17 protein-coding genes and 6 pseudogenes are annotated in these 24,401 nt (G+C 70.0%); 14 read left to right on the top strand and 9 right to left on the bottom strand.

Annotated elements, in window-relative coordinates; genetic code table 11:
* Position 1 precedes the first annotated feature (1 nt).
* The 9 genes and pseudogenes from BJF85_RS29305 (at position 2) to BJF85_RS26055 (ending at position 10,321) form a co-directional block, all read left to right on the top strand.
* Complete coding sequence (locus BJF85_RS29305) at positions 2–904, top strand: 3-keto-5-aminohexanoate cleavage protein (protein WP_075850574.1); 903 nt, start codon at positions 2–4, stop codon at positions 902–904.
* A pseudogene (locus BJF85_RS26090) lies at positions 897–1,849 on the top strand (3-hydroxyacyl-CoA dehydrogenase NAD-binding domain-containing protein). The gene BJF85_RS29305 and the pseudogene BJF85_RS26090 overlap by 8 nt, the downstream one beginning before the upstream one ends.
* Positions 1,850–1,853: 4 nt before the next feature.
* Positions 1,854–2,288 carry a thioesterase family protein gene (locus BJF85_RS26085; protein ID WP_075850531.1) on the top strand — a complete coding sequence of 145 codons (435 nt, stop codon included), beginning with the start codon at positions 1,854–1,856 and terminating at the stop codon, positions 2,286–2,288.
* A 119-nt stretch (positions 2,289–2,407) separates the two neighbouring features.
* Positions 2,408–3,976, top strand: coding sequence for an ABC transporter substrate-binding protein (locus BJF85_RS26080; protein WP_075850530.1), 1,569 nt, complete (start codon positions 2,408–2,410; stop codon positions 3,974–3,976).
* A 15-nt stretch (positions 3,977–3,991) separates the two neighbouring features.
* Complete coding sequence (locus BJF85_RS26075; RefSeq protein WP_075850529.1) at positions 3,992–4,948, top strand: ABC transporter permease; 957 nt, start codon at positions 3,992–3,994, stop codon at positions 4,946–4,948.
* Positions 4,945–5,823, top strand: coding sequence for an ABC transporter permease (locus tag BJF85_RS26070; protein ID WP_075850528.1), 879 nt, complete (start codon positions 4,945–4,947; stop codon positions 5,821–5,823). Before BJF85_RS26075 ends, BJF85_RS26070 begins: the two co-directional genes overlap by 4 nt.
* Positions 5,820–7,483: pseudogene (locus BJF85_RS26065) on the top strand (ABC transporter ATP-binding protein). Before BJF85_RS26070 ends, BJF85_RS26065 begins: the two are co-directional and overlap by 4 nt.
* Positions 7,484–7,486: 3 nt before the next feature.
* Complete coding sequence (locus BJF85_RS26060) at positions 7,487–8,602, top strand: serine hydrolase domain-containing protein (RefSeq protein WP_075850527.1); 1,116 nt, start codon at positions 7,487–7,489, stop codon at positions 8,600–8,602.
* A 366-nt stretch (positions 8,603–8,968) separates the two neighbouring features.
* Positions 8,969–10,321: an HNH endonuclease signature motif containing protein gene (locus BJF85_RS26055; protein ID WP_083666712.1), complete on the top strand. Its 1,353-nt coding sequence runs from the start codon at positions 8,969–8,971 to the stop codon at positions 10,319–10,321.
* 55 nt (positions 10,322–10,376) lie between these two features.
* Here the strand turns inward: BJF85_RS26055 and BJF85_RS26050 are convergent, their stop codons facing one another.
* The 7 genes and pseudogenes from BJF85_RS26050 to BJF85_RS26020 all read right to left on the bottom strand — a co-directional run bounded on the left by BJF85_RS26050 (position 10,377) and on the right by BJF85_RS26020 (position 16,860).
* A complete protein-coding gene (locus BJF85_RS26050) occupies positions 10,377–10,775 on the bottom strand; it encodes a metal-sulfur cluster assembly factor (protein ID WP_075850526.1) in 399 nt (132 codons plus the stop codon).
* Complete coding sequence (gene sufU, locus BJF85_RS26045) at positions 10,772–11,227, bottom strand: Fe-S cluster assembly sulfur transfer protein SufU (protein WP_075850572.1); 456 nt, start codon at positions 11,225–11,227, stop codon at positions 10,772–10,774. The genes BJF85_RS26050 and sufU overlap by 4 nt, the downstream gene beginning before the upstream one ends.
* A 2-nt stretch (positions 11,228–11,229) precedes the next feature.
* A pseudogene (locus BJF85_RS26040) lies at positions 11,230–12,527 on the bottom strand (cysteine desulfurase).
* A gap of 79 nt (positions 12,528–12,606) precedes the next feature.
* Complete coding sequence (gene sufC, locus BJF85_RS26035) at positions 12,607–13,365, bottom strand: Fe-S cluster assembly ATPase SufC (protein ID WP_075850525.1); 759 nt, start codon at positions 13,363–13,365, stop codon at positions 12,607–12,609.
* A gap of 52 nt (positions 13,366–13,417) precedes the next feature.
* Complete coding sequence (sufD, locus tag BJF85_RS26030; RefSeq protein WP_075850524.1) at positions 13,418–14,605, bottom strand: Fe-S cluster assembly protein SufD; 1,188 nt, start codon at positions 14,603–14,605, stop codon at positions 13,418–13,420.
* A 1-nt stretch (position 14,606) separates the two neighbouring features.
* A complete protein-coding gene (gene sufB / locus BJF85_RS26025) occupies positions 14,607–16,055 on the bottom strand; it encodes a Fe-S cluster assembly protein SufB (protein ID WP_075850523.1) in 1,449 nt (482 codons plus the stop codon).
* Positions 15,979–16,860 carry a helix-turn-helix transcriptional regulator gene (locus BJF85_RS26020; protein WP_369822302.1) on the bottom strand — a complete coding sequence of 294 codons (882 nt, stop codon included), beginning with the start codon at positions 16,858–16,860 and terminating at the stop codon, positions 15,979–15,981. The genes sufB and BJF85_RS26020 overlap by 77 nt, the downstream gene beginning before the upstream one ends.
* 193 nt (positions 16,861–17,053) lie before the next feature.
* Between BJF85_RS26020 and mptB the strand changes: the two genes are divergently transcribed.
* The 5 genes and pseudogenes from mptB (at position 17,054) to BJF85_RS26000 (ending at position 23,050) form a co-directional block, all read left to right on the top strand.
* Entirely contained in the window at positions 17,054–19,153 is a 2,100-nt protein-coding gene (mptB, locus tag BJF85_RS26960) for a polyprenol phosphomannose-dependent alpha 1,6 mannosyltransferase MptB (RefSeq protein ID WP_369822301.1), read from the top strand.
* Positions 19,044–19,948, top strand: a pseudogene (locus BJF85_RS26015) (ABC transporter ATP-binding protein). The gene mptB and the pseudogene BJF85_RS26015 overlap by 110 nt, the downstream one beginning before the upstream one ends.
* Positions 19,945–20,735, top strand: a pseudogene (locus tag BJF85_RS26010) (ABC transporter permease). The pseudogenes BJF85_RS26015 and BJF85_RS26010 overlap by 4 nt, the downstream one beginning before the upstream one ends.
* A 157-nt stretch (positions 20,736–20,892) precedes the next feature.
* Positions 20,893–21,846, top strand: a complete 954-nt coding sequence (locus BJF85_RS26005; RefSeq protein ID WP_075850571.1) for a heme A synthase — start codon at positions 20,893–20,895, stop codon at positions 21,844–21,846.
* A 262-nt stretch (positions 21,847–22,108) separates the two neighbouring features.
* Positions 22,109–23,050: an acyl-CoA desaturase gene (locus BJF85_RS26000; RefSeq protein WP_075850521.1), complete on the top strand. Its 942-nt coding sequence runs from the start codon at positions 22,109–22,111 to the stop codon at positions 23,048–23,050.
* Positions 23,051–23,121: 71 nt separating this feature from the next.
* Here the strand turns inward: BJF85_RS26000 and BJF85_RS25995 are convergent.
* Both BJF85_RS25995 and BJF85_RS25990 read right to left on the bottom strand, forming a co-directional pair.
* Positions 23,122–24,014 (bottom strand): annotated as a pseudogene (locus BJF85_RS25995) (RimK family alpha-L-glutamate ligase).
* Positions 24,011–24,328, bottom strand: a complete 318-nt coding sequence (locus tag BJF85_RS25990) for a hypothetical protein (RefSeq protein WP_075850520.1) — start codon at positions 24,326–24,328, stop codon at positions 24,011–24,013. Before BJF85_RS25990 ends, BJF85_RS25995 begins: the two are co-directional and overlap by 4 nt.
* Positions 24,329–24,401: the final 73 nt, after the last annotated feature.

The raw sequence follows: 24,401 nt of genomic DNA, 5'->3' as shown, positions 1-24,401 counted from the left end.
CATGCAGGAGAAGGTCATCATCACCTGCGCCCTGACCGGCGCGGGCGACACGACCGGCAAGAGCGAGCACGTACCGGTGACCCCGGAGCAGATCGCCGCCGACGCCGTGGCCGCGGCGAACGCCGGCGCCGCCGTCGTCCACATCCACGTGCGCAACATCGAGACGGGCCAGGGTTCCCGCGACGTCGCGTTGTACCGCGAGGTCACCCGGCTCATCCGCGAGTCCGGTGTGGACGTCGTGGTGAACCTGACAGCCGGGATGGGCGGCGACCTGGTCATCGACCAGGAGGATCCGCTCAAGCCCGTCGACGGCACCGACCTGGTCAACGCCCACGACCGGCTGCCCCACGTCGAGGAGCTGCTGCCCGACATCTGCACCCTCGACTGCGGTTCGCTGAACTTCGGCGAAGGCAGCCAGCTCTACATCTCGACCCCGGACATGCTGCGAACCGGGTCGAAGCGAATCCAGGAGCTCGGCGTGAAGCCCGAGCTGGAGATCTTCGACACCGGCCAGCTGTGGTTCGCCACCAAGATGATCGAGGAAGGCCTGATCGACGCCCCGCCGCTGTTCCAGCTGTGCATGGGCATCCCCTACGGGGCGCCGGCGAACCCCGAGCTGCTGCAGACGATGGTCACCATGCTGCCCGAGGGCGCGCAGTGGGCCTCGTTCTCGATCGGCCGCAACCAGCTGCCGTGGGTCGCGCACTCGGCACTGCTCGGCGGGCACGTGCGGGTCGGCCTCGAGGACAACCTGTACCTCGCCAAGGGCGTGAAGGCCACCAACGCGGCGCTGACCGAACGTGCTGTGTCCATTGTGGAAGGTCTCGGCGGCACCATCGCCTCGCCGGACGACGCCCGCCGGATCCTGAACCTGAAGGGAGGCTCCGGTGTCCGAGGTGCCTGAACCGCAGGAGATCCGCACGGTCGCGTGCGTCGGCGCCGGGGTCATCGGCGGCGGCTGGGTCGCCCACTTCCTCGCCCGCGGGTTCCGCGTGCGCGCCTGGGACCCGGCTCCCGACGCCGAGGAGAAGCTGCGCCGCCTCGTCGACGGCGCGTGGCCCGCGCTCACCGAACTCGGCCTCGCCGAGGGCGCCTCGCCCGAGTCGCTCGTCGTGCTGCCCACCCTCGCCGAGGCGGTCGAGGGTGCGGGGTTCGTCCAGGAGAGCGCCCCGGAGGACCTCGAACTCAAGCGCACGCTGCTTGCCGACATCGACGCCGTCACCGCGCCCGAGGTGATCATCGCCTCGTCCACGTCCGGCTTCCCGATGACCGACATGGCCACGGCGGCGGAGAACCCGGGCCGGCTCGTCGTCGGCCACCCGTTCAACCCGCCGTACCTCATCCCGCTCGTCGAGGTCGTCGGCGGCGAGAAGACCGAGCGGTGGGTCGTCGAGCAGGCGAGCGCGTTCTACCGCCACGTCGGCAAATCGGTCATCACGATGGACCGGGAGCTGCCCGGGTTCATCGCCAACCGGCTGCAGGAGGCGCTGTGGCGCGAGGCGCTGCACATGGTCGCCGAGGGTGAGGCCACCGTCGAGCAGATCGACACCGCGATCACCGACGGGCCCGGCCTGCGCTGGCCGGTCCACGGGCCGTGCCTGACGTTCCACCTCGCCGGCGGCGAGGGCGGCATGGCGCACATGCTGGACCACTTCGGACCCTCGCTCGAGCGCCGTGGACCCGGTTGACCGCGCCCGAACTGACCACGCGGCTGCGCGACGACATGGTCGCCGGCTGCGAAGAGGCCTCGGGCGGTCGCAGCATCGCCGAGCTGGTCGCCGAACGCGACCGCGCCGTCATCGCCGTCCAACGGGCGGTCGCCGAGGCCCGCGGGGGCGCCCGTGGGTGAATGTATGCAGTACCGCGACCGGGTCCGTCCGGAGTGGATCGACTACAACGGCCACCTCAGTGAGCCGTTCTACGTGATGGTCTTCGGGTTCGCGACGACGAACCTGATGGACCACGTGGGTCTCGACGAGACCTACCGCGGCGAGACGGGGTGTTCGCTCTACACCGTCGAGGCCCATGTGCGTTATCTGCGGGAGGTCGGGCCCGATGCCGACCTCCACGTGACGACCTTCGCGCTCTCGGTCGGCGCCAAGAAGGTCCGGCTGTGGCACGAACTGCGTGTCGACGGCGACGACGGCGACGTCGTGGCGACCGAGGAGATCATGGCGATCCACGTTTCCGGATCGCGGGCGGCACCGTTCCCGGACCACGTGGCGGACAAGCTTCGACGCCTGCTCCGCCCGGCACCGGAGTACGCCGGACGAGCGATCGGCGCCTGAGACCCGTTCCGGCGGTGGCGCGCCCCCTGGGCGTCACCGCCGGAACGCTCCACCGGTTCGGCCCACGAGCCGGGCGCTGCGCTCCCCGTCGCCCTGTCCCCTACCGGAAGCCCGACGTCATGTCGCCTGTTCATTCCCAGAATTCCCGCATCTCCCGGAGGACCCTGCTGTTGGGTGGTGCCGCCCTCGCCGGCGCCGCGCCCCTGTTGTCCGCCTGCGGCGGGCGCACCAGCGCCGCCGAGGACCCGACCGGACCGCCGAAACGCGGCGGCACGCTGCGTGTCGGGGTCACCGGCGGCGGTGCCTCCGACACGCTCGACCCGCACTCCCCCGTCGCGAATCCGGACATCGCCCGGGTCCGCAACCTCTACGAGCCGCTCGTCGACCGCGATCACGAGTACGCGATGGAGTACCTCGTCGCCGAGCGCATCGAACGCTCCGCCGACGCGCGGACGTGGACGGCCACGATCCGCGACGGTATCCGCTTCCACGACGGCAGACCCGTCACGCCCGAGGACGTGGTCGCGACGTTCGCGCGGATCATGAACCCCGACGACCCGAAGTCCGGCGCCGCCAGTCTGTCCATGTTGGACCGGGTGGTGCCGAAGGGTGACCGGCAGGTGGAGTTCCACCTCAACGAGGCGTCCGCGGTGTTCGACGACTATCTCGGTCAGTACTCGCTGGGCATCGTCCCGGCGGACTTCGACCTCGAGAATCCGATCGGCACCGGCCCCTTCCGCGCCCGCGAGTTCACGCCCGGGCTGCAGAGCCGTTTCGTCAAGAATCACCACTACTGGCGGCCCGACCGGCCGTACCTCGACGAGCTGGTGCTCATCAACTTCACCGAGGACGACGCGCGGATCAACGCGCTGCTGGCCTCGCAGGTGGACGCGATCGACCAGGTTCCGGTCTCCCTGGTCGAGGTGCTGCGCAGCGACGAACGCATGCGCATCCTCTCGTCCGAGACCGGCGCGTGGCTGCCGTTCACGATGCGCGTCGACCGGCCGCCGTTCGACGACCCACGGGTGCGCCAGGCGTTCCGGCTCATCGTCGACCGCGAGCAGATGATCAATCAGGTGCTGTCCGGTCAGGGCCGGGTCGGCAACGACCTCTACGCCCCGTTCGACCCGGCATATGCCTCCGAACTGCCGCAACGCACGCAGGACATCGCCGAGGCGCGGCGGCTGCTCGCCGAGGCGGGTCACTCCACATTGGACGTCGAGCTCGTGACCGCGCCCATCCAGGCGGGTGCGGTCGAGGCCGCCCAGGTCTTCCAACAGCAGGCGAGGGCGGCCGGGGTGAACGTGCGACTGAACCGCGTCGACACCACCACGTTCTTCGGCGACAACTATCTGCAGTGGGATTTCGCCCAGGACTTCTGGTACACGCGCAACTACCTGCCGCAGGTCTCCAACGGTTCCCTGCCGGACTCGCCCTACAACGAGACGCACTGGCAGGACCCCGAGTTCCTCGACCTCATCGCCGAGGCCAGGGCCACGACCGACGACGGGCGGCGGGCCGAACTGCTGCGGCAGGCCCAGCGCATCGAGTACGAGCGGGGCGGGCTGATCGTGTGGGGCTTCCTCAACCAGGTGGACGCCCACCAGGTCTACGTGGCCGGGCTCGTCCCGGACCGCACGGGACTGCCCCTGTCCGGCTATTCGTTCGACCGGGTCTGGCTCGGCTGAGGAGGTGAGTGTGTCGTGTTCCGTGTAATCCTGCGCCGGCTCCTGGTGAGCGTCGCGGTGCTGTGGGTGGTGACGTTGCTCGTGTTCGTCGCGACCCTGTTGTTGCCGGGTGATCCCGCCCGCGCGATCCTCGGTCAGGCGGCCACGCCCGACCGGATCGCCGCGCTGAACGCCCAGCTGGGCCTCGACGCCCCGGTGTGGCAGCGCTATCTCGACTGGCTCGGTGGCGTGTTCACCGGCGACCTCGGTGTCTCCGCCGCGACCCAGGGTCCGGTGACCGAGCTGCTCGGCGAGCGGGTCGGCGCCTCGCTGGTGTTGCTGATCGTCGCGGCCGTGCTGAGCACAGCGGTCGGTCTCGCGCTCGGCACGTGGTCGGCGCTGCGGCGCGGCCGGGGCGTCGACCACACCGTGTCCGGGCTGAGCCTGGTCGTGGCCGCGCTGCCCGAGTTCGTGATCGGTGTGGCGTTGATCGTGCTGCTGTCGACTACGGTCCTGCCGATCCTGCCGTCGGTGACGCTCGCGCCGCCCGGCGAACCGGTCTGGGCGCAGCCGAGCCAGCTGATCCTGCCGATCATCACCCTCTGCCTGGTCGTGACGCCCTACATCACGCGCATGATGCGGGCGACGATGAGCGAGGTCCTCGACAGTGGCTACGTCGAGATGGCGCGACTGAAGGGACTGCCCGAACGGGTCGTGATCACCCGGCACGCCGTGCCGCACGCGATCGGCCCGGTCGCCCAGGTCATCGCGCTGCAGCTGGCGTGGCTCGCCGGCGGCGTGGTCGTGGTCGAGTTCCTCTTCCGCTATCCCGGGATCGGCCAGGCGCTGATCGACGCGGTCAACAACCGGGACGTCGCGGTCGTGCAGGCGATCACGCTGATCATCGCCGGCGTCTACGTCGTCGTGAACCTGATCGCCGACGTCGTCGGCATCGTGTCCAACCCCAAGCTGCGTGCCGAGGTGACCCGATGAACGCCACATCCCGGAGTTCCCGCCGCACCCAGCCGGGCCTGCTGCGCAGGGCCATGTCCCTGCCGCAGGCCAAGATCGGGACGGCCCTGACGGCGCTCGTGCTCGTGCTCGCCGTGGGCGGCGCCCTGTTCGGCTCCGCCCTCACCGGCTACGACGCAATGGAGTTCGTGGGGCGGCCGTTCCAGTCCGACGGTATCGCCGGAACCGACGGCCTCGGCCGCGACGTGTTCACCCGCTTCCTCGCGGGCGGGGCGACCCTGCTGCTCTACGCCGTGCTGGCCACGGCGCTCGGCGTCGTGCTCGGCGCGCTGCTGGGCATGCTCGCCGGCTACAGCGGCGGCCGGCTCGACTCTGTCATCATGCGCGGCAGCGACGTGCTGCTGTCGTTCCCGCAGCTGGTGTTCGCGCTGCTGGCGATCGCGATGATCGGGCCGGAGGGCTGGCTGCTGGTGCTGGTCATCGGCATCACGCACGCGCCCCGGGTCGCGCGGGTGGCGCGGGCGTCGACCGTGGCCGTCAAGGACGCCGACTTCATCCGCGCCGCGCGGATGTACGCCATGCCCCGCCGGCGCATCCTCGCCGGCGAGGTGCTGCCCAACATCACCGGTCCGCTCATGGTGGAGCTGGGCCTGCGGCTGACCTACTCGATCGGCTACGTCGCGTCGCTGTCGTTCCTCGGACTCGGCATCCAGCCGCCCACCGCGGACTGGGGTCTGATGATCAACGAGAACCGGATCGCGCTCGTCGTCGAACCGTGGGGCGTGCTGCTGCCCGTGCTCGCCATCGCGGTGCTGACCGTCGGCACCAACCTCATCACCGACTCGCTCGCGTCCGCCGCGGCGGGCCGGGAGCAGAAGAAGGAGGTCGCGGCGTGACGACCCAGGTAGCGGTACGGCACGCGCTCGTCGTCGACGATCTGCGCGTGGACACCACCACCGGCGCGCCCGTGCTGCGCGGCGTGTCCTACGACATCGCGCCCGGCGAGGTGCTGGCTCTGGTCGGCGAGTCCGGATCGGGCAAGACCACCGCCGGACTGGCCGCGCTCGGCCACTTCCGCCGCGGACTGCGCCACACGGGCGGCACCGTGACGGCCACCGCCCGCGGCGGGGACGGGGACGGGGACACCGTGTCGGTGCTCGAACTCGACGAACGCGGCCGCCGCACGCTGCGGGGGTGCACCGTCGCCTACATCCCGCAGGATCCGGCGGCGTCGCTGAACCCGGCGCTGCGCATCGGCCGGCAGATCGGCGAGGTCCTCGAGACCCACGGCTACGGCGACTCGGCGGCCGAACGCACCGCGCGGGTCGCGAGGTGCTCGACGAGGTCGGCCTGCCCGGCGACGAGGAGTACCGCCGGCGCTATCCGCACCAGCTCTCCGGCGGGCAGCAGCAACGCGTCGGCATCGCGATGGCGTTCGCCTGCCGGCCGAGCGTGGTCGTACTCGACGAGCCCACGACCGGACTCGACGTGACCACCCAGACGCTGGTGCTCGAGACCGTCGGCCGCCTCACCGCCGAGCACGACACCGCGGCGCTGTACATCACGCACGACCTCGCGGTCGTGGCCACCGTGGCCGACCGGGTGGCGGTGCTGCGGCGCGGCGAGGTCGTCGAATGCGGCACCACCAGCGAGGTGCTGCGCACACCGTCGCACGAGTACACCCGTGAGCTCGTCGCCGCCGTGCCGCACCTCGACGGCCCGGACGGCGCCTCGGCGTCCGGGGTCGGCACGGCGGAGCCCGAGTCCGGCGCGTCGGGGTCCGGCGCGTCGGGGTCCGGCGCGTCGGTGGCGGTGTTGTCGGTGCGGGACCTGTCCGTGTCGTACGGCGAGAACCGGGTGCTGCGGGACGTCTCGCTGGACGTGCGGGCCGGCGAATGCCTGATGCTGCTGGGCGAATCGGGCTCGGGCAAGACCACGTTGTCGCAGTGCATCGCCGGGCTCAACGAACGCCACCAGGGCACGATCGCGCTGTCCGGTACCGAGCTGGCGGCGTCCACGGCGAAACGTTCCGCCGAGCAGCTACGCTCGGTGCAGTACGTGTTCCAGAGCCCGTACTCCTCTCTCAACCCGCGCAAGACCATCGGACAGTCGGTCGAGCTGCCGCTGCGGACGTTGACCGACCTCGACAGGCGGGAACGAGCGGAGCGCGTGCACGCCACGTTGGAACGGGTGCGGCTCGATCCCGACCTGGCCGTTCGCCTGCCCGATCAGCTCTCCGGCGGACAGCGGCAACGCGCCGCGATCGCCCGTGCGCTGGTCACGACGCCGGACGTGCTGCTGTGCGACGAGGTGACCTCCGCACTCGACGTGTCGGTGCAGGCCACGATCATCGAGTTGCTCTGCACGCTGCGCCGGGAGCTGGGCACCGCGATGCTGTTCGTCACCCACAACATCGCGTTGGCCCGGCACGTCGCCGACCGGATCGCCGTGCTGCGCGGCGGTGAGGTCGTCGAATCCGGCACGGTCGACGAGGTGCTCGACGCGCCGCAGCACGAGTACACGCGCCGGTTGTTGGCCAATACGCCGAGGATGTGACCGATGGCGGTCGAGGGCATGGTCGCCCCGGGGTTCGAACCAGTCCGCGACGTGTTCGCCGACATCGTCGGCGACGCGCGCGGCGGGGCGGCCTTCGCCGTCGTCCGCGACGGGGAGCCGGTCGTCGACCTGTGGGGCGGGCTCGCCGACCCCCTCACCGGCACCCCGTGGCGGCGGGACACGTTGTGCGTGCTGTTCTCCGGCACCAAGGGCATCGTCGCGACCGTCGCCGCGGCGCTGGCCGACCGCCTCGACCCGACCGCACCCGTGCGCACGTACTGGCCGGAGTTCACCGCCGACGTCACCGTCGGCCACGTGCTGTCCCACACCGCCGGCCTGCCCTATGTGGACGGCCCGCACGACCTGCTCGACAGCGCCGGGTGCGCCCGACTGCTCGCCACGCAGAAACCCCTGTGGGAGCCCGGAACCCGGGTCGCCTACCACCCGCTGACCTACGGCTACCTCGCCGGCGAACTGCTCCGGCGGGTCACCGGGTCGTCCGTCGGGACGCTCGTGCAGGAGCTCGTCGCGCCGTACGGGCTCGACCTGCACCTCGGCACCCCCGCCGACTGCGATCCGCGCATGGCTCGGCTGGTGCGCGCGCCCGACTATGCGATCAGTACGTTCCTCACCGATCCCGAGCGGCGCCGCATCGTCGAGCGGATGTATGCCGGGCTGCTCGACTCCGATTCCCTGATGAACTCCGTCGCCTACCGGCGGGCCGAGCTCGCCGGTGGTAGTGGGGTGGGTACCGCTCGCGCGATGGCCTCCTTGTACGACCTCGTGCTTCGCGGGTGTGTCGTGGACGACTCCGCGCTGCGTCGGGCCACCGGGGTGTGGGCCGACGGGGTTGATGCGATCAACGATCGGCCTGTTCGGTTCGGGCTCGGGTACGAGCTCGGGGATTCGATCGGGACTTATGGGCCCGATCGGCGGGGTGACCGGGCCTTTGGGCACTCCGGGGCCGGAGGTGGGCGACACGGGGCCTGGCCCGGCGCTGAGCGTGGGGGTGTCGGCGGGGTTGGGTTTTCGTTTTTGTGCAACGAGTTGCGGAGTGAGGATCGGGACTCGCGGGCGGAGCGATTGTTGACCGTGTTGGATGAGGTTTTGGACCGGTAGTCGGCTCCGCTTTCCGGGGTATTCCGGTGCCGTGTCAGCACCTCACGTCGCCGTGTTGGCGTTCTGTGGCGTCGTGTTGGCGTTTTGTGGCGTTGTGTTTGCGATTCGGGGTGCCGTGTCAGCAATTCACGTCGCCGTGTCAGCGTTTCGGGACGTCGGGTTGGGGACCTGGGGGTTGGGGTGCTCGCCGGCGGGCAGGTCTCCGGGATGCTCGGGCGACTGGTGTCGCTGCTCCGTGTCATCCCTCGACCTCGCGTTGTGGGTATCACGCTGCAGACAGGGCGCAAGGTTGTGTTGTTTGGCTCCGGTTTTGGGGTGGGTTGCGCCCTGCCTGCAGCGTGATGGTGTCCGTTTTAGGTCGACGGGATGACACGGTGGAGGTGCGTGTTTGAGGGGGTGGGGGTGGCGGGTTTGCCCTTGCTTCGCTTCGGGGGTGGACATTTTTTGGGTTGTTTCTGGGGTTGCTCCTGGGGTGGCTTTTCGGGTTTCTTTTGGGTGGAGTTGTTGTGGGGTGTTTGGTATCATTTAGGGGTGTCGACGTTGACTTCTTCTCTTCTTGGTGAGCTTGATCGGGTTCGTGCTGATCGGGCTCGGCTTGATGCTCGGGAGGCGGTTTTGCTGGCTCGGTTGGAATCGGTTGAGTCCGATTCTGTGAGTGTTGTGGAAGCGTTGCGTCCGGTATTACGGGGGTCTCGGGCTCAGGTGGAGAAGCGGGTTGCTCTCGCCTCGACGCTGGTCTCTGATCACCCTGGGATGTTGGGGGCGATGTCGCGTGGGGAGATCGATGCCTACGGAGCCTCCCGGGTCGCTGCCGTGACGTCCGGGATGTCGGCCGCCGATGCACGCGCCGTCGATGCCCAGTTGGCCGAGAAACTGTCGTCGGCGCCGACCTCGACGTTCATACCCGACAACCTCGCCGCACATGCGCGGAAGATTGCTCATTCCGTGGATCCTGAGGGGCAGACGGCACGGGCCCGCGTTGCTCGACGCGGTCGGAAACTTGAGCTCATCCACGGCGAGAACGCCATGTCCCGACTGACCGCACACGTGCCCGTCGAGGTCGCCTCCGCCGCCTACGCGCGCGTCGACGGGATGGCTCAGGCCCTGCGGCGGGCCGGATCGTCGCGATCGATGGACCAGTTGCGGGCCGATGTCACCACAGATCTGCTCCTCGGGCGTGATCCCGGCGTCACCGCACCCGAAACCGCCGCCACCGTCTCCCTGCACATGCCCGCCTCCACCGCCCTCGGCATCACCGACTCGGGCTGCACGCTCGACGGCTACGGCACCATCCCCGCACCCATCGCCCGAGAGATCATGACCAACCCCGCCAGCACCTGGCGCAAAGTCCTCTGCGACCCCACCACCGGCCAACCCACCGCGCTCGGCCGAACCCGCCGCAGACCCTCAACCACCATCCGAGACCTCGTCCGCATCCGCGACCGCGAATGCGTCGTCCCGTGGTGTCACCGGCCGGCCACCCACACCGACTTCGACCACGAACAACCCTGGAACCACGGCGGCACCACCTCAACAGACAACGGCACCAGCCGCTGCCGACACCACCACCGCCTCAAACACCACCCACGCTGGACCCACAGCCACAACCCCACCCGCGGCACCACGACCATCACCACACCCCACGGCACCACCTACTACGGCGCGACCGACCCCATCGTCACCCCACCCCGCGCACGCAAACGGCGGGCCCCACCGTGATGGTGAGACCCGCGTCGCGGAAAACCTTGGCGCCGCTACAGCCGACGCTGCACTGTCAGACCGTGAAGCCCAGCGCGCGCAACTGCTCGCGGCCGTCCTCCGTGATCTTCTCCGGACCCCACGGCGGCATCCAGACCCAGTTGATCCGGAAGTCGTCCACACCCGACGTCTTCAACACCGACGCCGTCTGGTCCTCGATCACATCCGTCAACGGGCACGCCGCCGACGTCAACGTCATATCGATCGTCGCCGTGTTGTCCGGCTCCACCCGGATGTCGTACACCAGACCCAGGTCCACCACATTGATGCCCAGCTCCGGGTCCACCACATCCCGCATGGCCTCTTCGACGTCGTCGACCTTCGCCAGCTCGCCCGACGCCGGAGCAGTGCCGGCCGTCTCCTGGTCCAGATCCGCCGCCGTACGGCCCTCGCGCTCATTCTGCGTCTCGGTCATGCTCCCACCTCGTTCGACTTCGACGTGCGGGCCAACGCGTCCTTGAAAGCCATCCATCCCAACAACGCGCACTTCACCCGCGCAGGGTACTTCGCGACACCCGCGAACGCGATGCCGTCGTCCAACACGTCCTCATCCGGCTCCACCTGGCCACGGCCCTGCATCAGCTCCGTGAACGCCGCCATCGTCGACGTCGCCTCCTCGACCTTGTGGCCCACCACCAGATCGGTCAGCACCGACGTCGACGCCTGGCTGATCGAACAGCCCTGCCCCTCGTACGACACGTCCTCCACGACGCCGTCCGCGGACACCTTCACGCGCAACGTCACCTCGTCGCCGCACGTCGGATTCACCTGGAACGACTCCGCATCGAACGGCTCGCGCAGCCCGCGGCCATGCGGATTCTTGTAATGATCCAGGATGATCTCCTGGTACATACTCTCCAGCTGCACGCTCACGCTCCCACGCCGAAGAACCGCTGCGCCTCGCGCACACCCTCCACCAAGCGTCCACCTCAGACGGTTCGTTGTACAGATAGAACGACGCCCGCACCGTCGCCGGCACCTCCGCAGCCCGATGCAACGGCCACGCGCAGTGATGCCCCACCCGCACCGCGATCCCCAGACTGTCCAACACCTGGCTCACATCGTGCGGATGCACACCATCCACCACGAACGCCACCGTCGCACCACGGTCGACCGTGTCCCGCGGACCCACGATCCGCACCCCGTCGACCGCGGCCAACCCGGCCAGCGCGCGCTCCGCCAACACATGCTCGTGCGCCGCCACCCGGTCCATGCCCACGCCGTTCAGATAATCGATCGCCGCCGCCAGACCCACGGCCTGCGACGTCATCGGCACCCCGGCCTCGAACCGCTGCGGCGGCTCCGCGAACGTCGAACCCTCCATGCGCACCAGCTCGATCATCGAACCGCCCGTCAGGAACGGCGGCATCGCCTCGAGCAGCTCCCGGCGGCCGTACAGGATGCCGATACCCGACGGGCCCAACATCTTGTGCCCCGAGAACACCGCGAAATCCACGTCCAACGCGCGGAAATCCACCGGACCGGCCCCGTGCACGCCGTGCGGCACCGACTGGCACGCATCCAGCACCACCAGCGCACCCACCTCGCGGGCCCGCCGCACCAACGGCTCCACCGGATTCACCGTGCCGAGCACATTGGACTGATGCGCGAACGCGACGACCTTGGTCCGGTCCGTGATCACCGAGTCCAGTTCGGACAGATCGAGCCTGCCCTCGGACGTCACCGAGAACCACCGCAACGTCGCACCCGTGCGTTGGCACAACTGCTGCCACGGCACGAGATTCGCGTGGTGCTCCATCTCGGTCACCACGATCTCGTCCCCGGGGCCCACCGAGAACCGCTCGGCCTCCGGCCCCGCCGTCGCCGCATTGCTCATCGCATAGGCGACCAGGTTGATGCCCTCGGTGGCGTTCTTCGTGAACACGACCTCGCCCGCGGACACCCCGACGAACGACGCGATCGTCTCGCGCGCGCCCTCGTAGGCGTCCGTGGCCTCCTCCGACAGCTGATGCGCCCCGCGGTGCACCGCCGCGTTCGACGTCTCCACGAATCGGCGTTCCGCGTCGAGCACCTGGACCGGCCGCTGTGACGTCGCGCCCGAATCCAAATACACCAACGGTTTCCCGTCCCGCACGGTGCGGGACAGGATGGCGAAATCACCGCGCAGCGCCGTGACGTCCAATGGCCGCGAATCCGTGGTGGTCATCGCGCCGGCTCCCTTCGATGCGGGTGTGCCGGGCCCACCGGAGATACCGCCGGGCCCGGCCTCGGACGTTCTGGACGTGTCAGACCGTCGCTTCGGTGTACTTGACGTAGCCGCTCGCCTCGAGCTCGTCGGCCAGCTCCTTGCCGCCCGACTCGACGACCTTGCCGCCGGCGAACACGTGCACGAAGTCCGGTTCGATGTGCTTGAGGATCCGCGTGTAGTGCGTGATCAGCATGAAGCCGGCGTCGCTGGTGGACTTGAACTCGTTCACGGCCTCCGACACGACACGCAGCGCGTCGACGTCCAGGCCCGAGTCGGTCTCGTCCAGCACGGCGAACTTCGGCTTCAGCAGCGCCATCTGCAGGATCTCGTGGCGCTTCTTCTCACCGCCGGAGAAGCCCTCGTTCACGCTGCGCTCTGCGAACTCCGACGAGATGTCCAGCTTGCCCATCTCGTCCTTGACCTCCTTGACCCAGTGCCGCAGCTTCGGGGCCTCGCCCCGCACCGCGGTCGCGGCCGAACGGAGGAAGTTCGACATCGACACACCCGGCACCTCGACCGGGTACTGCATCGCGAGGAACAGCCCCGCACGGGCACGCTCGTCGACGCTCATCTCGAGGACGTTCTCGCCGTCGAGCAGCACCTCGCCGGAGGTCACCTCGTACTTCGGGTGCCCCGCGATCGCGTACGACAGCGTCGACTTGCCCGAGCCGTTGGGGCCCATGATCGCGTGCGTCTCACCCGAGCGGATCGTCAGGTTGACGCCCGTGAGGATCGGCTTGTTGCCCTCGTCGGTCACGACATCGGCGTGCAGATCCTTGATTTCCAGTGTGGCCATGCCTCTTCGTTTCTCTTCGCGTCTTGAGAAGTTCTGGGGAAGGTTCGGTCGTTTACACGCCGATGGCGGTCAGTTCCGCCTCGATCGCCGCCTCGAGCCGCTCACGCACCTCGGGAACGTCGATCTTCATCAGGATCTCGTGGAAGAACCCACGCACGACGAGCCTGCGGGCCTCGTCCTCGGGCAGTCCCCGCGCCTGCAGGTAGAACAACTGCTCGTCGTCGAACCGCCCCGTGGCGCTCGCGTGCCCGGCGCCGGAGATCTCACCGGTCTCGATCTCCAGGTTCGGCACGGAGTCGGCCCGCGCACCCTCGGTCAGCACGAGGTTGCGGTTGAGCTCGAAGGTCTCCGTGGCCTCGGCGGCCGCGCGGATCAGCACGTCGCCGATCCAGACGGCGTGCGCGGCGTCGCCCTGCAGCGCACCCTTGTAGAGCACGTTCGACTTGCAGTTCGGCACCGCGTGGTCGACGAACAGCCGGTGCTCCTGGTGCTGACCGGCGTCGGCGAAGTGCAGACCCAGCATCTCGACGTCGCCGCCGGGGCCGGCGAACGTGGCCGTCGGGCTCACCCGCACCAGGTCACCGCCCAACGTGACGACGATGTGCTTGAGGTGCGAATCGCGGCCGAGCTTCAGGTGCTGCTCGGACACGTGCACCGCGTCGTCGGCCCAGTCCTGCACGCTCACCACGGTCAGCTGCGCGCCGTCGCCGAGGACGAACTCGACGTTGTCGGCGTACGTACCGGACCCGACATGGTCGAGCACGATCGTCGCCTCGCCGAACTGCTCGGCCCGGATCTGCACGTGACCGTAGGCGGTCTTGCCCGCACCGGGGCCGTGCACACGCACCAGCGTGCGCGCGGAGGCCTTCGTCTCGTTCGGCACCGTGACCAGCGTGGCCTTCTCGAACGACGAGTACGCCTGGGCGGCGATCCGGTCGCTCGGCACGCCGGCCCGGCCGAGACGTTCGTCGTCGCGGCCGACGGTCTCGACCCGCACCTCGGGTGCGGCCTCGACCTCGACCTCGGCCTCGCCGGTGGCCGGGGCGGACCCGTCGTGCAGTCCGCGCAGACGCTTCATCGGCGTGAAGCGCCAGTTCTCCTCCCGACCACCGGGAACCTCGAACGCCTCGACGTCGTACGAGGCGAAACGCTCCGCGCGGGAGGCCGCCGGGACGATCGTCTCGGCGGCCTCCGCCGTGTTCGCGGCGTTCGCGGCTGCGGTGTTGTCAGCAACCGTCATGTCAGCCGACGCTTCCTTCCATCTGCAGTTCGATCAGGCGGTTGAGCTCGAGCGCGTACTCCATCGGCAGTTCCCGCGCGATGGGCTCGACGAACCCGCGCACCACCATCGCCATGGCCTCCTCCTCGGTGAGGCCACGCGACATCAGGTAGAACAGCTGGTCCTCGCTCACCTTGGACACCGTGGCCTCGTGGCCCATGGACACGTCGTCGTTGCGGATGTCCACGTACGGGTACGTGTCCGACCGCGAGATCGTGTCCACCAGCAGGGCGTCGCACACCACGCTGGAACGGGAGTTGCGCGCCCGCTTCGCGACCTTCACCAGGCCGCGGTACGAGGTGCGGCCACCGCCGCGCGCCACCGACTTCGACACGATCGTCGAGGAGGTGTTCGGCGCGAGGTGCTCCATCTTGGCGCCCGCGTCCTGGTGCTGGCCCTCGCCCGCGAACGCGACCGACAGGACCTCACCCTTGGCGTGCTCGCCCATCAGGAAGACCGACGGGTACTTCATCGTCACCTTGGAGCCGATGTTGCCGTCGACCCACTCCATGGTGGCGCCCTCTTCGGCCTTGGCCCGCTTGGTCACCAGGTTGTAGACGTTGTTCGACCAGTTCTGGATCGTCGTGTAGCGGCAACGGCCGCCCTTCTTCACGATGATCTCCACGACCGCCGAGTGCAGCGAGTCGGACTGGTAGATCGGCGCCGTGCAGCCCTCGACGTAGTGCACGTAGGCACCCTCGTCGACGATGATCAGCGTCCGCTCGAACTGGCCCATGTTCTCCGTGTTGATACGGAAGTAGGCCTGCAGCGGGATGTCGACGTGCACGCCCGGCGGCACGTAGATGAAAGAGCCTCCGGACCACACGGCGGTGTTCAGCGCGGAGAACTTGTTGTCACCGGACGGGATGACCGAGCCGAAGTACTCCTTGAAGATCTCCGGGTGCTCACGCAGCGCCGTGTCGGTGTCCAGGAACAGCACGCCCTGGGCCTCCAGGTCCTCGCGGATCTGGTGGTAGACGACCTCGGACTCGTACTGCGCGGCCACACCCGCGACCAGCCGCTGCTTCTCCGCCTCGGGGATGCCCAGCTTGTCGTAGGTGTTCTTGATGTCCTCGGGCAGGTCCTCCCAGCTGGTGGCCTGCTCCTCGGTGGAACGGACGAAGTACTTGATGTTGTCGAAGTCGATACCCGACAGGTCCGCGCCCCAGTTGGGCATCGGCTTGCGCTCGAAGAGCTTGAGGGCCTTCAGGCGTGCATCGCGCATCCACTCGGGCTCGGACTTCTTCTCCGAGATGTCGGTGACGACATCGTCGTTGAGACCACGCCGAGCGCTCGCGCCCGCCGTGTCCGGGTCCGACCAGCCGAACGCGTAGTTACCCAGGGACTCGATGGTCTCTTCCTGGCTCAACGGCGTGGTGGTGGGATTGCGCTGCTCGGCAGCGGCAGTCATGCAGTCGTCCCTCCGTTCGGAGTTCGTGCTTCGTGACCGGCTTCGGACCGGGCACGTGCGTGGTGCACACGGCGTCGCCGCGTGCGATGGTGGCCAGTCGCTGCACGTGTGTGCCGAGCAACTGGGCGAACGCCTCGGTCTCGGCCTCGCACAGCTGCGGGAACTCCACTGCGACGTGAGCCACCGGGCAGTGGTGCTGGCAGAGTTGCGCACCGGTGCCGGCGACACCGGGGGCGTCCCCGGACTCCGGCCCGGCTGCGCCGACCTCCCGGGTCGACGCAGCGTAACCCTCCCTGGTCAAGACGGCTGCCAGGGCCTCCGCCTTGTCCGCGGGAGCCTCCTCGTCGAGGATCTGCTCCCGGTACGGGTCGACGAGCGCCGCGACGCGCCGCTCGGCGAACGCGCGAACCGCGTCCTCGCCCGCATGCTCGGCGAGGAACCGGATCGCGGAGACCGCCAGGTCGTCGTAGGCGTGCCCGAACCGCGCCCTGCCCTGCTCGGTGAGCAGGAACAGTTTCGCGGGCCTGCCACGCCCCCGCCGGCCGCGCCGAGGCGCGTCCCGCGTCTCGGCCTCCTGGTCGGCCGACAGTGCGTCGAGGTGCCGGCGCACCGCCGTCGGACTGATGCCGAGTTGCTCGGCGACAGCCGCCGCGCTCATCGGCCCCTGCTCCAACAGGACCCGCGCGACCTCGCCGCGGGTACTGCCGTCCGGGCCACCGGACGTTCCGACGGCCGGCCCGGCGGAACCCGCGACCGTGGCCGGCGTGCTGCCGACCTGCTGGTCATCGTGCCCGCTGTTTTTCACAACACAATTGTGTCGTATTTCCTCGCGCCGGGCAAAGGCGACCTCCCGGGCCAGTGACCGGATTCACCGAGACGGGAGCCACCGAGGCCCGTATACCCACTCCTACGTGGCCTTCATCCTCCTCTCGACAGGTCCCACCCGTCACCCGACCACCACCCCTCAACGCGCGCTGACGCGCCGATAGTCTTTCCCAGTGGTTTTCGGCAGGGGACGCGGTCGACGCGCCGACGGGGCGCAGTCGGCGGAGGCGAACGAGGGGCAGAGCTCAGCAGGCTCGCTCGGCGCGAGCACCGCGTCGACGGTCTGGGTTCCCTCGCGTTCGCCCGCGCACCCCGGCGACCGACAGCCCCTGACCGACGACGAGCGCCGCTCGGTCCGCATGGTGCAGGGTTTCGGCACCGTCGGCTCGCTGATGCTGGCGTTCGGCTCGCTCGGCGCGGGCGCCGCCCCGGTGCTCAACCCCGTCAACCACCTGCCGGTGCTGCGGATCTTCGCGCGCATCCCGACGGTCTCGCTGGCCGTCGCGTTCATCGGCATGATGATGCTGATCATCGGCTGGCTGCTGCTCGGCCGGTTCGCCCGGCCCAGCCGCAAGCGGATGGTGGGTCGCAAGGAGATGCACCGCACGCTCCTGCTGTGGATCGCGCCGCTGACGGTGATCCCCCCGGTGTTCACCCGCGACCCCTACGTCTACCTGGGCCAGAGCGAGGTCCTGACCCGCGGGATGGATCCGTACCAACACGGCCCCGAGGTGCTGGGCAACGACGATCCGCTCGTCGTCGGCGTCGCCAACATCTGGCGCGACACCCCCGCTCCGTACGGCCCGTTGTTCCTGCGCATGGGCAGCTGGATCACCGGCATCACCGGGGAGCACGTCTCCGGCGGCATCCTGCTGTTCCGCCTGGCCACGCTCATCGGGCTCGGCGTGGTCATCTGGGTGCTGCCGCGATTGGCCGACCGCTTCGGCGTGCCGCCCAGCACCGCACTGTGGCTGGGCGTGGCCAACCCGCTCGTGCTGTTCCATATCGTCGGGGGCGCGCACAACGACACGATCGGCATCGGCCTGATGCTCCTGGGCATCTGGGTGGGCCTGCGCCGGCTGCCCTACCGCGTGCGCGGCGACTCCCCGCCCCCGCTGGTCAAGGGCGAGCTGTTCTACATCGTGCTCGGCGCGTCGATCATCACGGTCGCGGCCGCGGTGAAGGTGCACGCGATCGTCGCCCTCGGCTTCTTCGGCGTGATGATCGCCCGGCGCTGGTACGGCGGCATCAAGGACCTGCTCAAGGCCGCCGCCCTGATGACGGCGGTGTGCGCCGTGGTGATGACGGCCGTGACCTACGGCGTCGGCCTCGACTACGGCTGGGTCAACGGCCTGAGCACCCCGACGAAGCTGTGGAACTGGATCGCCCCTACCTCCGAGATCGGCCAGCTCGGCGGCGTCCTCGGCATCGCACTCGGCCTCGGCAACCACACCGCGGGCATCATCTCGGTGCTCGCGATCATCAGCTACCTGGTCGCGGGCGCGATCACCGTCAAGTTCCTGTGGGACAGCCTGCACTGGCGGTACCGGCCGATGATCGGCCTCGGCGTCTCGCTCGGCGCCGTGATGCTGCTGCACGTCGCGATGCAGCCGTGGTGGCTGCTGTGGGCGATCATCCCGCTCGCCGCGTCGGCGGGGACCTCCCGGTTCCGTGTCGTCGCGACCGGCATGACGGTCGTGCTCTCGCTGCTCGTGCCGCCCAACGGCAGCCCGTTCGACGGCCGCATGTACACCCTCCCGCAGGCCTACTTCGCCGGCGGACTCGTCGTGCTCGCCCTGCTGGCCCTGCTGTGGTGGCGCGCGCCGTCGGTGTTGTCGCCCGCACCGATCCGGCCGACCTGCTGCATCCGGCGCCCACCCGCAAGAAGCGCCGCGCCCAGGGCACGCCCGCCGCCCCCGCGGCGCGGCCGGCCGTGCCCGCAGAGGCCAGCGGTGCCGCTCCCCCGCGCGACCGCGAGCCCACCGGCTCCGCGAGCAGCACCGACACCTCGACCGGAGGCGACACCGGGGCCCCGGCCGGCACCAGCACCGACGCCGGCACGGAGGCCCAGGGCGAGACCGCCGCCACGGACGCCGAGGGCGACGGCGACCGGCAGGTCCACACGCCGTACCCTTGACCTTTGTGAATGCTGCGGCCGTCGAGATCACCGGTCTGGTGAAGCGCTTCGGATCGGTCACCGCCGTCGACGGGCTCGACCTGAAGATGTCGCGGGGCGTGATCCTCGCGCTGCTGGGCCCCAACGGTGCCGGTAAGACGACGACCGTCGAGATCTGCGAGGGCTTCCAACGGCCGGATGCCGGCACGGTCCACGTGCTCGGCCTCGACCCGGTCCGCGACGGCGCCGAGCTCCGCCCGCGGATCGGCGTCATGCCGCAAGGCGGCGGCGCCTACCCGGGCGTGCGCGCCGACGAGATGCTGCGCCTGGTGGCCGCGTGCGCCGCCGACCCCCTCGACCCGGCCTGGCTGCTCGACGTGCTCGGCCTCGGCCCGGCCAGCCGCACCCCGTTCAAACGCCTCTCCGGCGGGCAGCAGCAACGACTGTCGCTGGCGTGCGCGATCGTCGGCCGCCCCGAGCTGGTCTTCCTCGACGAACCGACCGCGGGCATGGATCCGCAGGCCCGCCGGCTCGTGTGGCAGCTGCTCGACGCGCTGCGCTCCGACGGGGTCAGCGTGCTCGTCACGACCCACCTCATGGAGGAGGCCGAGTCGCTGGCCGACGACGTCGTCATCGTCGACGACGGCGCCGTGATCGCCCAGGCTCGCCGAACGCGCTCACCGCCGAGCACGCCGAGGACGCCCAACTGCGGTTCCGTGCCCGCGCCGGCCTGGACACCCGACTGCTCACCGCCGCGCTGCCCGAGGGCTACCTCGTCCGCGAGTCGAGCCCCGGCTCGTACCGCGTCACCGGCGTCGTCGACCCCCAGGTCGTCTCGACCGTCACCTCGTGGTGCGCCCAGCAGGGCGTGCTCGCCGAGGAACTGCACGTCGGCCGCCGCGACCTCGAAGAGGTGTTCCTCGAACTGACCGGACGGGAGCTACGCGCATGACCACGTCGCCGTTCTCCGCCGGCACCTTCACGCCCGCGCCCGGCCGCGGGCGCTCGGCCGCATGCTGCTGACCCACGCCCGCGTCGAGACGTCGATGACGCTGCGCCACGGCGAGCAGATCCTGCTGACGCTGCTCATCCCGCTCGCCATGCTGATCGGGTTGAGCGTGCTCGACATCCTGCCCGCGGGCGATCTCGCCGGCATGGAACGCGTCGACTGGATCACCCCGCGCATCCTCACCCTCGCCGTGCTGTCGTCGGCGTTCACCGGACAGGCGATCGCACTCAGCTTCGACCGCCGCTACGGCGTGCTGAAACGACTGTCGGCGACGTCGCTGCCGCGGTGGCTGCTCGTCGCGGGCCGACTCGTGGCCGCGCTGGTCGTCGTGGCGGTCCAGGTCCTCGTCCTCGGCATCGTCGCCCTCGCACTGGGCTGGTCGCCGTCGACGGGCGGGATCGTGTTCGGCATCCTGCTCGTCACCGTCGGCACGATCTGCTTCGGCGCGCTCGGCGTGCTGCTCGGCGGCGCGCTGCGGGCCGAGGCCGTGCTGGCGCTGGCCAACATCGTGTGGTTCGTGCTGCTGCTCGCAGGCGGCATCCTCATGGTTCCGTCCGCACTGCCCGACGCCTACGCCGCCGTCGTCGTGCTCCTGCCTTCCGGTGCGCTCGCCGAGGGGCTGCACGCCGCACTCGTCGACGGCACCTTCTCGGTGACCTCGCTGCTCGTCCTCACCGTCTGGGGCGCCGCGGCCGCCGCCGTCGCCGCGAAGACCACGAAACTCACCTGACGACCGGGGTGAACGAGGGGCTGGCCGGACGCGCTCGGCGCCACCTCTACGGCCGGCCCCTCTCCCACCACCACCCAAAACGACGCGCTTCGCGCGACCTCTACAATGTGTAGTTGTGAGCGCTTTCGTGGAGCGGGTGTCCTCCCTCATCGGCCGCATGCCGTATCCGTCCCGGTCGGTGCAGCGCGCCGTCGCGATCGCCGCGATCCTCACGCAGGGCGGCATCGGCGTCACCGGTTCGGTCGTCCGCGTCACCGGCTCCGGCCTCGGCTGCCCGACGTGGCCTCAGTGCTTCCCCGGCAGCATGTTCCCGGTCGAACATCCCGAGTACGAGACGTTCAACCAGTGGATCGAGTTCGGCAACCGGCTGCTGACGGGCATCGTGGGCATCGTCGCCGCGTTGTGCGTGCTCATCGCGTGGCGCATCAAGATCGCCCACCCCGAGCGCACCCGCCTCGTCAAGCTCGCCTGGACGATGCCGGCCGGTGTGGCCGTGCAGGCCATCGTCGGCGCCATCACCGTGCTCACCGGTCTGCTGTGGTGGACCGTCGCGATCCACTTCCTCGCCTCGGCCGTGCTCGTCTGGCTGGCGACCCTGTTGTTGCACGCCTTCAACGAGGGTGACGACCCACCGCGCTGGGTCGTGCCCGGCCGCGGCCGGGTGTTGATGCAGGCGTTCGTCGTGGCCATGGCCGCGCTGCTGGTCACCGGCACCACCGTCACCGGTGCCGGCCCGCACGGCGGCGATCCCGACACCCCGCGGTTCGACGCACCCATCGAGACGCTCTCGTTCATCCACGGCGCGATGCTCGTGGCCTACCTCGTGGTGCTCACCGCGATGGGCGCCGAATGGTGGCGCCACCGCGCGAGTTCCCCGGTACCGCCGACCCTGTGGCGTCGCTACGCCGCGGTCTGGATCGTCGCCCTCGCCCAGGGCGCGCTCGGCAGCGTCCAGTACGCCCTCGGCGTCCCCGAGGCACTGGTCTCGCTCCACGTTCTCGGCTCCGCCGCGGTGATTGTGACGACCGCAACGCTCTGGTGCGGCGCGCGCGACCGCGGACCCGCCGTGGAACGCCCCGCCGCACCCGCAACGGGCGCCCCAGCAGCCTGAACGCCGCGCACGCCGGGAGTGAGGTTTTCTCGCGTTCCGGCGCGAAAAGCGCTGTTCACGGCCACGTACGCCCACGAGGGGCGACCGTTCCGTCACGTGTCATCACAGTGCCGCCCCTGAGTGCGGATTCTGGCGGTACTCTGCAACACGCTGTTCGCGGCACCCCGCCGGCCCAGCCGCCCCTGTCGAGCCGGCCGCACCGGCCGAGCCGGGCACGAGTCCCCCTCCCCCATCGATGTCTCGAGACGAGGTCCGCACGCCCATGAGCACTGCCCAACAGGCGCCGGAAACCACCGACGGGCCCAAACCCCTCCTCGGTGAGGCCCGCACGACCGGCCAGATGCTGGTGCTGAAAACCTTCCTCCTCGTTCCCTTCGTCGCGCTGCTCGCCGCCGTTCCGTTCGCCTGGGGCTGGGGCCTGAGCTGGCTCGACCTGCTCCTGGCCGTCACCTTCTACACGTTGGGCACGCTCGGCGTGACCGTCGGATACCACCGCTACTTCACGCACGGCGCGTTCAAGACGGGCCGCCCGATGCGCATCGCCCTCGCCATCGCCGGCAGCATGGCCGTGCAGGGATCGGTCATCTTCTGGGTCGCCAGCCACCGCAGGCACCACGCGTTCGCCGACCGCGAGGGCGACCCGCATTCGCCGTGGCTGTTCGGTTCGTCGCCGGCCGCGCTGCTGCGCGGTTTCTGGCACGCCCACATGGGCTGGATGTTCCAGCGCGACGTCACCAACTACCAGCGCTTCGCCCCGGACCTGCTCGCCGATCAGGACCTGAAGATCGTCAACCGGTTCTTCGCGCTGTGGATCGTCGCCAGCCTCGGTCTGCCGGCGCTCATCGGCGGTCTGGTCACGTGGTCGTGGTGGGGCGCGGTGACCGCGTTCTTCTGGGCCGGTCTGGTGCGGATCGCGTTCTCGCACCACGTGACGTGGTCGGTCAACTCGGTGTGCCACATGGTCGGCGAACGACCCTTCACCAGCCGCGACCGCGCCGCCAACTTCTGGCCGCTGGCGGTCCTGTCCATGGGCGAGTCGTGGCACAACTCCCACCACGCCGACCCGACGTGCGCCCGGCACGGCGTGCTGCGCGGTCAGCTCGACATCTCCGCGCGGTTGATCTGGCTCTTCGAGAAGCTCGGCTGGGTGCACCACGTGCGCTGGCCGCGTCCCGAGCGCCTCGCGGCCAAACGCGCCGCCTGATCCCGCCGGCCTGATCCCGCCCGGCCCGGTCCGATGGCTCCGGGCCGGCGTCGGTGTCAGGCGCGTCGGGGTCAGGCCAGGGCCGCGCGCACCGCGGAGGCGAATCGCACGGCGGCGTCGGCGCCGGTCTGACGGAAACCCAGGCTCGGCTCGCTCACCTCGAGTTCGAGGACGGCCGGGTCTCCCGCGTCGGTGCGCACGATGTCGACCCGGGCGTAGAGGAAGTCGGGTCGGCGCAGACCGAGCCGCGCCGCAGCGGCGTCGACCGCGTCCTCGGCCAGTGCCAACCAGTCCGCGTCCGGCGTGGCGGCGCCGAGCTTCTCGGTGACGAACAGGCCCGACTCGTCGACCTCGGAGCCGCCGAGCATCGGGCCCTTCGTGAAGGCGTGCGAGTACTGCCCGCCGAGGAACACCAGCGCCGTCTCGCCCTCCTCGTCGACGGCCGTCTGATACGGCTGGACGACCGCGGTGTAGCCCGCCGCGTGCAGACCGGCGAGATGCTCGGCCGCGGCGGCGTGCTCGTCGCGGGTGAACCGTGCCGCACCCCGTGACCCGGCGCCGACCGACGGTTTGACGACGAAGTCTCCCCTCTCGGGCCACTCCGCCGCGCGCCCGGTGCCACGAGCGTCGTGGGGACGGTGGCGACGCCGGCGTCCGCGAGGTCGACGAGGTAGGCCTTGTCGGTGTTCCAGCGCACCGCCTCGACCGGGTTCACCAGCCGCGGCACGGAGGCGCACCAGGCCAGGAACTCGTCCCTGCGTTCGGTGTAGTCCCACGTCGCGCGCAGGATCACCAGATCCGCGGCGGTGAAGTCCTCGTCCGGGTCGTCCCACACGGCCCACCGGGCCTCGACGCCGACGTCGGCGAGCGCGGGCAGCAGGGCCGCCTCGTCGCCGTCGCCCTCCGGGACGCCGGTGCACCCGACGAACAGGACCTGTCGGGTGTTCGAGGGGCGGACGGTCATGCGCGAGGGCCGGCCATCCTGCGCCGGTGCTCGGGGCCGATGACGGTCGCGTTGACGGTCGCGGAGTCCCATTCGGCGGCCTCGAGGTCGCCGATCGCCGCGATCAGCGCCTCGCCGGTCTCCTGGCTGGGGACGACGACGTCGCCCATGGCGCCGTCGGCGCCGACCAGCACGACGCGGGCGCCCTTGCGTCCGATCCGCTCCACGACGGCCCGGGTCGGGGCGCCGTGTGCCGCGACGAACGAGGTCGCGGCCGACCGCTGGGCCTTCGTCGGTTCGGCAGGACTCGTCTCGGTGCTCTCGTTGTCAGCCACGGCGACAGTCTAGGGGGCGCGGCCGACACGGACGTCCGGGCGCGCTGCGAATCACGATCATGCGGCGGTGATC

The sequence above is a fragment of the Saccharomonospora sp. CUA-673 genome (assembly GCF_001942305.1).
GTDB lineage: Bacteria > Actinomycetota > Actinomycetes > Mycobacteriales > Pseudonocardiaceae > Prauserella.
The sequence above is the reverse complement of the archived record's forward strand: the minus strand, read 5'-3'. Positions and strand labels throughout refer to the sequence as shown.

What these genes read in the sequence shown, in the direction of transcription:
- BJF85_RS29305 (WP_075850574.1), top strand. Translation starts at nt 2, where the DNA reads ATGCAGGAGAAGGTCATCATCACCTGCGCCCTGACCGGCGCGGGCGAC.
- BJF85_RS26085 (WP_075850531.1), top strand. Translation starts at nt 1,854, where the DNA reads ATGCAGTACCGCGACCGGGTCCGTCCGGAGTGGATCGACTACAACGGC.
- BJF85_RS26080 (WP_075850530.1), top strand. Translation starts at nt 2,408, where the DNA reads ATGTCGCCTGTTCATTCCCAGAATTCCCGCATCTCCCGGAGGACCCTG.
- BJF85_RS26070 (WP_075850528.1), top strand. Translation starts at nt 4,945, where the DNA reads ATGAACGCCACATCCCGGAGTTCCCGCCGCACCCAGCCGGGCCTGCTG.
- BJF85_RS26060 (WP_075850527.1), top strand. Translation starts at nt 7,487, where the DNA reads ATGGCGGTCGAGGGCATGGTCGCCCCGGGGTTCGAACCAGTCCGCGAC.
- BJF85_RS26055 (WP_083666712.1), top strand. Translation starts at nt 8,969, where the DNA reads ATGACACGGTGGAGGTGCGTGTTTGAGGGGGTGGGGGTGGCGGGTTTG.
- BJF85_RS26050 (WP_075850526.1), bottom strand. Translation starts at nt 10,775, where the DNA reads ATGACCGAGACGCAGAATGAGCGCGAGGGCCGTACGGCGGCGGATCTG.
- sufC (WP_075850525.1), bottom strand. Translation starts at nt 13,365, where the DNA reads ATGGCCACACTGGAAATCAAGGATCTGCACGCCGATGTCGTGACCGAC.
- sufD (WP_075850524.1), bottom strand. Translation starts at nt 14,605, where the DNA reads ATGACGGTTGCTGACAACACCGCAGCCGCGAACGCCGCGAACACGGCG.
- sufB (WP_075850523.1), bottom strand. Translation starts at nt 16,055, where the DNA reads ATGACTGCCGCTGCCGAGCAGCGCAATCCCACCACCACGCCGTTGAGC.
- BJF85_RS26005 (WP_075850571.1), top strand. Translation starts at nt 20,893, where the DNA reads ATGCCGTATCCGTCCCGGTCGGTGCAGCGCGCCGTCGCGATCGCCGCG.
- BJF85_RS26000 (WP_075850521.1), top strand. Translation starts at nt 22,109, where the DNA reads ATGAGCACTGCCCAACAGGCGCCGGAAACCACCGACGGGCCCAAACCC.